This is a genomic window from Micromonospora sp. NPDC000663 (genome assembly GCF_042898105.1).
Taxonomy (GTDB): Bacteria; Actinomycetota; Actinomycetes; order Mycobacteriales; family Micromonosporaceae; genus Micromonospora.
The window spans coordinates 688026-695360 of record NZ_JBIAYR010000003.1 but is presented as its reverse complement, the minus strand read 5'-3'; the positions used below and the strand labels follow the sequence as shown (position 1 = coordinate 695360).

General features: G+C 71.2%; 8 protein-coding genes. 6 read left to right on the top strand and 2 right to left on the bottom strand.

The window, feature by feature from the left end:
• Nucleotides 1-588: 588 nt before the first annotated feature.
• Complete coding sequence (locus ACFY1S_RS15550) at nucleotides 589-843, bottom strand: SCO4848 family membrane protein (protein ID WP_387117605.1); 255 nt, start codon at nucleotides 841-843, stop codon at nucleotides 589-591.
• A 121-nt stretch (nucleotides 844-964) separates the two neighbouring features.
• Here ACFY1S_RS15550 and ACFY1S_RS15545 point away from each other — a divergent pair, with 121 nt between their 5' ends.
• The 6 genes from ACFY1S_RS15545 (at nucleotide 965) to ACFY1S_RS15520 (ending at nucleotide 6356) form a co-directional block, all read left to right on the top strand.
• Nucleotides 965-1429, top strand: coding sequence for a PRC-barrel domain-containing protein (locus ACFY1S_RS15545; RefSeq protein WP_387117602.1), 465 nt, complete (start codon nucleotides 965-967; stop codon nucleotides 1427-1429).
• Nucleotides 1430-1702: 273 nt separating this feature from the next.
• The gene (gene trpS, locus ACFY1S_RS15540; protein WP_387117599.1) at nucleotides 1703-2761 is read left to right on the top strand and encodes a tryptophan--tRNA ligase; all 1059 of its coding nucleotides are present in this window, start codon (nucleotides 1703-1705) and stop codon (nucleotides 2759-2761) included.
• A gap of 55 nt (nucleotides 2762-2816) precedes the next feature.
• On the top strand, nucleotides 2817-4028 hold the full coding sequence (locus ACFY1S_RS15535; protein ID WP_387117595.1) for a low temperature requirement protein A: 1212 nt from the start codon (nucleotides 2817-2819) through the stop codon (nucleotides 4026-4028).
• Nucleotides 4029-4125: 97 nt separating this feature from the next.
• The gene (locus ACFY1S_RS15530; RefSeq protein ID WP_387117720.1) at nucleotides 4126-4482 is read left to right on the top strand and encodes a YciI family protein; all 357 of its coding nucleotides are present in this window, start codon (nucleotides 4126-4128) and stop codon (nucleotides 4480-4482) included.
• A gap of 2 nt (nucleotides 4483-4484) precedes the next feature.
• Nucleotides 4485-5738 (top strand): RNA polymerase sigma factor, encoded by a 1254-nt coding sequence (locus ACFY1S_RS15525; RefSeq protein ID WP_387117592.1) that lies wholly within the window; start codon nucleotides 4485-4487, stop codon nucleotides 5736-5738.
• A 27-nt stretch (nucleotides 5739-5765) separates the two neighbouring features.
• Nucleotides 5766-6356 carry an HAD family hydrolase gene (locus ACFY1S_RS15520; protein ID WP_387117589.1) on the top strand — a complete coding sequence of 197 codons (591 nt, stop codon included), beginning with the start codon at nucleotides 5766-5768 and terminating at the stop codon, nucleotides 6354-6356.
• Between the two features lie 4 nt (nucleotides 6357-6360).
• Here ACFY1S_RS15520 and ACFY1S_RS15515 read toward each other — a convergent pair whose 3' ends face one another.
• Nucleotides 6361-7332, bottom strand: coding sequence for a zinc-binding alcohol dehydrogenase family protein (locus ACFY1S_RS15515; RefSeq protein WP_387117586.1), 972 nt, complete (start codon nucleotides 7330-7332; stop codon nucleotides 6361-6363).
• Nucleotides 7333-7335: the final 3 nt, after the last annotated feature.

The window sequence follows — 7335 nt, the reverse complement described above, 5'->3', positions numbered from 1 at the left end:
CGGCCAGTCCGGGGTATAAATCATAATTGGCACTGGCTTTACAAGCACCCTGTTGAGTTCTCAAAGAACAACCACACACCGAACCAAACACCACAATCAGTGGCACCAGCCCGGGGCTTTTCCGCTCTGTGTCCCCGCCGCTCTCGCGCCGGGCACTTTTACTACGTTACCTCACCGTCTTCGCCGTGTCAAACCGTGTGTACCGGTCTGTCATGCTTCGTACGGGTTGGCACCGACGCACTCACGCAGCAGCGAACCGCTGCGTCAGGTCGTCGGATTTGGCAGGCCGGCCGCTTGCGGTTTCCCGCAGGCTCGCCCGGTGCCCTGCCGGTCGTGAACCTTACCCGGTCGGTTCCGCTGCACCAAATCCGCCTCGCGGCAGATCAGGCGAGCGCCGCCCGGACCGTGTCCCGCAGGAGCGAACCCCTGCCTGACCCGGCTGCCAACCCGTTCCGGTGCTCCAGGACCTTCGTCCCGTTTGCCCCGTTCCGCGCTGGCAGAGAGAAAGTTACGCGTCCACGGGTTTGATCGTCAAATCGACGGGTAGCGTCCCGCGTCACACTCCTGCTGTAACGACGTCTTCGCAGTTCAGGATGCGGCGTTGCGGCGGACGGCCAGCCATGAGCGGATGCCGAGCACGCCGACCGTCGTACCGATGGCCAGCGAAGCAGCGATCAACAGCGCGTGCACCCAGAGGAAGCTGGTGGGCGCGCCGTCTCCGACCGTGCCGGCCGACCAGGCCCGTGGGTCCTGCCAGATGGCCACCGCGAACCTCGGCCAGATCACCCAGGTCCAGATCCCGACCCCGGCCAGGAAGACAGACCACCCGCGCGACAGCACCATGGCTGCCGAGTATGCCAGCGGTGCTGGTCACCGGGGCGGACGGCGACCCGGCTCGTTTCGGCGCCACCGGGCTGGGCACTGAGTAGCGGGACAGTGAAAGCCGTCCCCGGAGGTGCCCCCCGTGCAATCCTCGATCTTCAATCCCTGGGCCTGGCGTGACCCGTCCGCTCTGGCCGGTGGGTACACGCAGACCACTCCCTCGGCCAGCCCACCGGACGAGCCGGGCGATGGGCGTGAGGGCCCGGACGCACCCGGCCCGGGTACGCCCGTCGACCTGGTCGGCTACCAGGTCCAGGCGAGCGACGGGCGGATCGGCGCCGTCGACGAGGCGAGTGACGAGGTAGATGCCGGCTACCTCGTGGTGGACACCGGGCCGTGGATCCTCGGTCGCAAGGTGCTGCTGCCGGCGGGCACGGTGGTCCGTGTGGACCACCAGGACCGTGCCGTACACGTCGACCTGACCCGGCAGGAGATCAAGGACGCGCCACCGTTCGACCCGGAGTCGGCCGACCCGGAGTACCGGGACCGCGTCGGCAGGTACTACACGGACCACTACCTGCCCCGCCAGGAGAGGCACCGCGGGTAATGTGAGGTAGTGGTCCGGGTGAGCAGCTGCGAGCCGGAGGCGGTCGATCTGGTCGACGGCCTCCCGCTCGGTGTGGCGCCCCGGTCCGCGTCCAGCTCCGGTGATGGCCGTGAGCAACTCCTCGATGTCCTCCGTGCCGGTGGTCTGCGGTTCCGCGCCGGCGCGCGATGGCGGGCGACCAGCTGAGTCGATCCCGCTGACCGAGGGGGCCAACCCGCCCCGCTCGGCGCGCGCCCACGCGTGACCCACCTTCCGCACGAGAGGCACACCACCATGTCCGTCGCACGCATGCTCACCGGCGACCGGCCCACCGGTCGCCTGCACCTTGGCCACTACGTCGGCAGCATCGCCAACCGGGTGCGCCTGCACCACCGGTACGAGAGCTTCTTCATCATCGCCGACCTGCACATGTTGACCACCCGGAACCGCCGCGAGGACATCGACCAGGTCTCCGCCAACGCCCGCGAGATGGTGACCGACATCCTCGCCGCCGGCGTCGACCCGGCGCGGGCCACGTTCTACCTCCAGTCGGCCATCCCGGAGGTGGGCGACCTCAACACCCTCCTGCAGAACCTCGTTACGGTGCCCCGGCTGGAGCGGGTGCCGTCGCTCAAGGACATGGCCCGCGACGCCGGCAAGGAGGAGATGCCGTACGGCTTGTTGGGTTACCCGGTGCTCCAGGCCGCGGACATCCTCTGCGTCAAGGGTGAGGTGGTCCCGGTCGGCCGGGACAACGCCGCGCACGTCGAGGTGACCCGCGAGATCGCACGCCGGTTCAACCACCTCTACGGTCCGGTCTTCCCGGTGCCCGAGCTGATCCCGGCGGAGACACCCAGCCTGGTGGGCACCGACGGGGCGGCCAAGATGAGCAAGAGCCGGGGCAACGCGATCGCCCTCTCCGACGATCCGGCGACGGTGCGTCGAAAGGTGCTCGGCATGTACACCGACCCGAACCGGGTGCGGGCGGACGTACCGGGGACCGTGGAGGGCAACCCCGTCTTCGCGTACCACGAGGTGTTCAACCCGGACCGGGACGAGGTGGCGGACCTGGCCCGCCGCTACCGGGAAGGGCGGGTCGGCGACGTGGAGGTCAAGGAGCGGCTGGTCGTCGCGTTGGAGTCGTTCCTGGCGCCGATCCGGCAACGTCGGGCGAAGATCGAGGCCGACCGGGGGCTGGTGGACCGGTTGATCGTCGAGGGCACCGAACGGACCCGGCTGGAGGTCCGCCGGACCCTGGTGGAGGTACGACGGGCGATGGGGTTGACCGGCGCGTACCAACAGGTGCGGCGGCGAGCCGAGCGCAGCCGGCGCCGGACGGAGGCGTCGGCCTGAGCGGGCCGCAGGTGATCCCCGTCGACGAGTGCCGAAGCTGGCGCAGAATGCGGAGATGAGGGGGATCTTCGACGTTCGTCCGGTGCCGACTGGTGACCGGCACCGGACGACGATGTTCGAGATCTTCTTCGACCTGGTATTCGTGTTCGCGCTCACCCGGGTCATCACGTTCATGGCACAACCGCCGACGGCGCTAACCCTCGCCCAGGGGCTGATCCTCCTGCTGTTGTTGATCTACTCCTGGGGCCCGTACCTCTGGTTGGGGAACCTGGTCCGCGCGGACGTCGGGCCCGCCCGCGCGGCCACCCTTTCGGCGATGGCCGCGATCTTCGTGGCGGCGCTCGTGTTGCCGGAGGCCTGGCGGCAGGGTCCGGATCTCCTCGACGCGCCCCTCGTGCTCGCCCTGGCCTACCTGGCCGCCAGGGCCGTGCAGCTCGTCGTGCTGTTCTGGGCGAGCGTCACCGATCCGCCGCTGCGCTCGACCCTGCGGTTCTTCGCCGTGCCGGTCACGGCGGCCTGGCTCCCGCTGGTCGGCGGCGCGCTGCTCGGCGGCGTCGCCCAGACCGTCCTGTGGACGGTGGCGCTCCTGATGGACATCGGGGGAGCCCGCATCGCCTCCGCCTACCGCCCCTGGCCGCTGCGCAGCCTGGACCACTTCACCGAGCGGTTCGGGCTGGTGCTCATCATCGCGCTCGGCGAGGCGCTGATCGCCGCCGGCACCACGACGAGGTCGATGGCACCGACCGGGACCGCCCTGGTCGCAGCCCTGCTCGGCCTGGTCATCACCGTCTGCCTGTGGTGGTTGTACTTCGACCGGCTGGCGCCCGCCGCGCGGAATTCCGTACTGCTGGTGCCTGACGAACGGCGTTCCGACGTGGCCGGCGACGCGTACGGTCTCGCGCACGCCCCTCTGATCATCGGCGTCATCTACGTGGCGCTCGGCATCGAGCAGGTGCTCGGCACCCTCGCCGACGAGCCGTCGCATCCCACCCGGTTGAGCTGGGCCGCCGCCACCGCCCTCTACGGTGGGACCGCCCTCTACCTGCTCGCCCGGCTGCTCTTCCGCCGGCTGACCCTGCGTACCGTGCGTTGGGGGCAGGTGGTGGTCGCCGTCCTGCCGCTCGTCCTGCTGCCTGTCGCGCGGTCCCTGGACGCACTTGCCGAACTGGCCCTGCTCACCCTGCTTCTGATCGCTGTGACCTGGTACGAGCGGCGCGTCGACAGGCGCGACCCACATGTCGAATCGGTGCGGCCGGCGCGGCCGTGAAAGTTTCGGAGGCCGTGTCGATATCCCCGGTAGCCGTTCGTCGTCATGCTGTACGGCGGACCGCCGCCGCGCCGAGAGGAGCCGAGACGTGAAGTACATGCTGCTGTTCATGAGCCCCGCGACCGACGGGGAGGCCGGCAACGGGTGCACCTTCGAGGACTGGATCCGCTACGACCGGGAGATGAAGGACGCCGGGATCTGGGTGTCCGGGCACCCCCTGCAGGACCTGACCACCTGCACGACAGTGCAGGTCGGCCCGGACGGCGAGCGCACGATCACCGACGGGCCGTTCGCCGAGACCCGCGAGGTGCTCGGCGGGTACGACATCATCGACGTGCCTGATCTCGACGTCGCGCTGGAGTGGGCGGCCCGCAGCCCGGGTGCCACCGGTGGCGCGTCGGTGCAGGTGCGGCCGGTCGCCGAGATCGAGGTCGAGGTCGAGGTCGAGGTCTGACCGTGGCGGGTGCGGAGGCGGCAGCCGGGTCCGTGGAGGCGGTGTTCCGCGAGGAACACGGCCGGCTGCTCGCCTCGCTCGTGCACCGTTTCGGCGACCTCGACCTGGCCGAGGAGGTCGCCTCCGAGGCGATCGAGGCGGCGCTGGTGCGCTGGCCCGTCGACGGTGTCCCGAGCCGGCCCGGCGCCTGGCTGCTGACCACGGCCCGCCGTCGGGCCGTCGACCGGCTGCGCCGGGACCGGGTGCTGGCGACCCGCCTGGCCGTGCTCCAAGCGGAGGCCGAGCGGGCCGACCCCGCGCCGCCCGCCGACGCGGGCCCCGACCTGCCCGACGACCGGTTGGCGCTCTTCTTCACCTGTGCCCACCCGGCTCTGCCCGCCCAGGACCGTGGGGCGCTCACCCTGCGCTTCCTCGCCGGTCTCACCACGGCGGAGGTCGCCCGGGCCTTCCTGGTGCCGCACGCCACGATGGCCCAGCGTCTCGTCCGGGCCAAGCGGAAGATCCGCGATGCCCGCATCCCGTTCCGGGTGCCGGGCGCCGACGAGCTGCCGGGGCGTCTGCCCACGGTGCTCCAGGCCGTCTACTCGATCTTCACCGAGGGGTACGCCGCCAGCTCCGGCCCCGATCTCCAGCGCACCGACCTCGCCGAGGAGGCGATCCGGCTGGCCCGGATCCTGCGCCGGCTGCTGCCCGCGGAGCGGGAGGTCGCCGGTCTGCTCGGGTTGTTGCTGCTGGTCCACGCCCGGCGTGCCGCGCGTACCGGGCCGGACGGGGCGGTGGTCCTCCTCGACGACCAGGACCGCGCACGCTGGGACCACGCGATGATCGACGAGGGGCGGGCGCTGGTCCTCGTGGCGTTGACCGGACCGGCGCCCGGGCCGTACGGGGTGCAGGCCGCCATCGCCGCGCTGCACGACGAGGCCGCCGACGTGGCCAGCACCGACTGGCCTCAGGTGGTGGCGCTCTACGACGTGCTGCTCACCATGGTCCCCTCGCCTGTCGTGGCGCTGAACCGGGCTGCCGCCGTGGCCATGCGCGACGGGCCGGACGCCGGGCTCGCCCTGCTGGACGGGTTGGCCGACGATCCACGTCTACGTGGCTACCACCTCTATCCGGCGACCAGGGCGGACCTGCTGCGTCGGCTCGGCCGCCACGACGAGGCCGCGGCGGCGTACCGCAGCGCGTTGGCGCTGGTGGGGACCGAGCCGGAGCGGGCGCACCTGCTGCGCCGGCTGGCATCCGTCACCGGCCACTGACCGGACCCGCCGCTGTACCCTTCGCCGATGAGTCTTCCCCTGCCACCAGGCGAGTTCGCGGCGTACCTGTTCGACTGCGACGGCACGATCGTCGACTCGATGCCGCTGCACTACCTGGCCTGGCAGCGGGCACTCGAGGAGTGGGGCTGCGAGTTCCCGGAGGACCTCTTCTACGCCTGGGGCGGCCGTCCGACAGCCGACATCATCGTCGAGCTGAACGAGCGGCACGGCCTGGCCATGCCGGTGGCGACAGTGGTGGAGAGCCGCGAGCGCATCTACCAGGAGTTGCTGCCGCAGCTCGCCGCGGTGCCCGAGGTGGTGGAGCACATCCACGACGCGCACCGGCGGGTGCCGTTCGCCGTCGTCTCCGGCAGCTCCCGGGCGTCGGTCACCGCCTCCCTCGACGCGCTCGGCCTGCTGGACCGGTTCGACGTGCTGGTCTGCGCGGAGGACTACACGCGTGCCAAGCCCGACCCGGAGGCGTTCCTGCTCGCGGCCGAGCACCTGGGCGTACCGCCGACGTCCTGCCTGGTCTTCGAGGACACCGACCTGGGCATCCAGGCCGCGACGGCGGCCGGCATGGCTTCGGTACGCGTGCCGCAGCAGCGCACCCGCTGAGTGCTCAGGCCACCGTCAGCAGGAGCTTGCCCAGGTAGGAGGTCTCCAGACGCTGGTGTGCCTCCCGCACCTTGCCGAGCGGGAACGTCTCCGCCACGTGCACGACGAACGGTCCCGCCTCGATGAGCTCGTTGAGACGCTGCAACTGTCGGGGGCTCGACTCGCCGTCGTAGGCCCGGACGACGACACCGGGTCTCTCCTGGGGTTCCGGCCGCACGCCGTGGGCGTACGCGACCACTCCGCCGTCGACGAGTGCCTCGGTGAGGCGGTCCAGCGTCTCACCGGCGGCCATCGCGAGGATGGCGTCCGCCCCGGCCGGTGCCGCGTCGCGGATCCGGGCGAGCACGTCGGTCATGTCGCCGTGTCCGTCGAGGGACACGTCGGCGCCGAGCCGGGTCACCAGTGCGACGCCGTCCGCGCCGGAGGCCACGGCGATCACGTTGAGCCCCTGCCGCTTGGCCAGCTGCACGGCGAGGTGGCCCTGACCGCCGCTCGCGCCGAAGATCAGCAGCCAGGCGCCGGGCGACAGGCTGAGCGCGTCGAGCCCGGCGAGCGCGGTCAGCGCGTCGGTCGACATGGCACCTGCGTGTTCGGCAGGCACACCGCCGGGCACCTTCGCCGCGTACTGCGCCTGCACCGCCGCGTACTCGGCGTAGAAGCCGCCCTTGGGCCGGGCGGTGGCGGAGACGTAGACCAGGTCGCCCACCCCGACGTTGGTGACCCGCCCGCCCGCAGCGACGACCGTCCCGGCGCCGTCGGAGCCGGGCACGATCGGGAGGTCGGAGCCCTCCGGCACCAGGATGCCCTGCCGCTCGTACACGTCCCACACCCCGACGCCGGCACTCAGGACCTTGATCAGCACCTCGTCGTCGGCGATGTCCGGCACCTGCAACTTCCGTAGGGTGATCACCTCCGGCCCGCCGAACGCGTCGAAGGCGGCAGCCTGCATCTCCTCGGGCACGTCCCCGTCAACCATGTG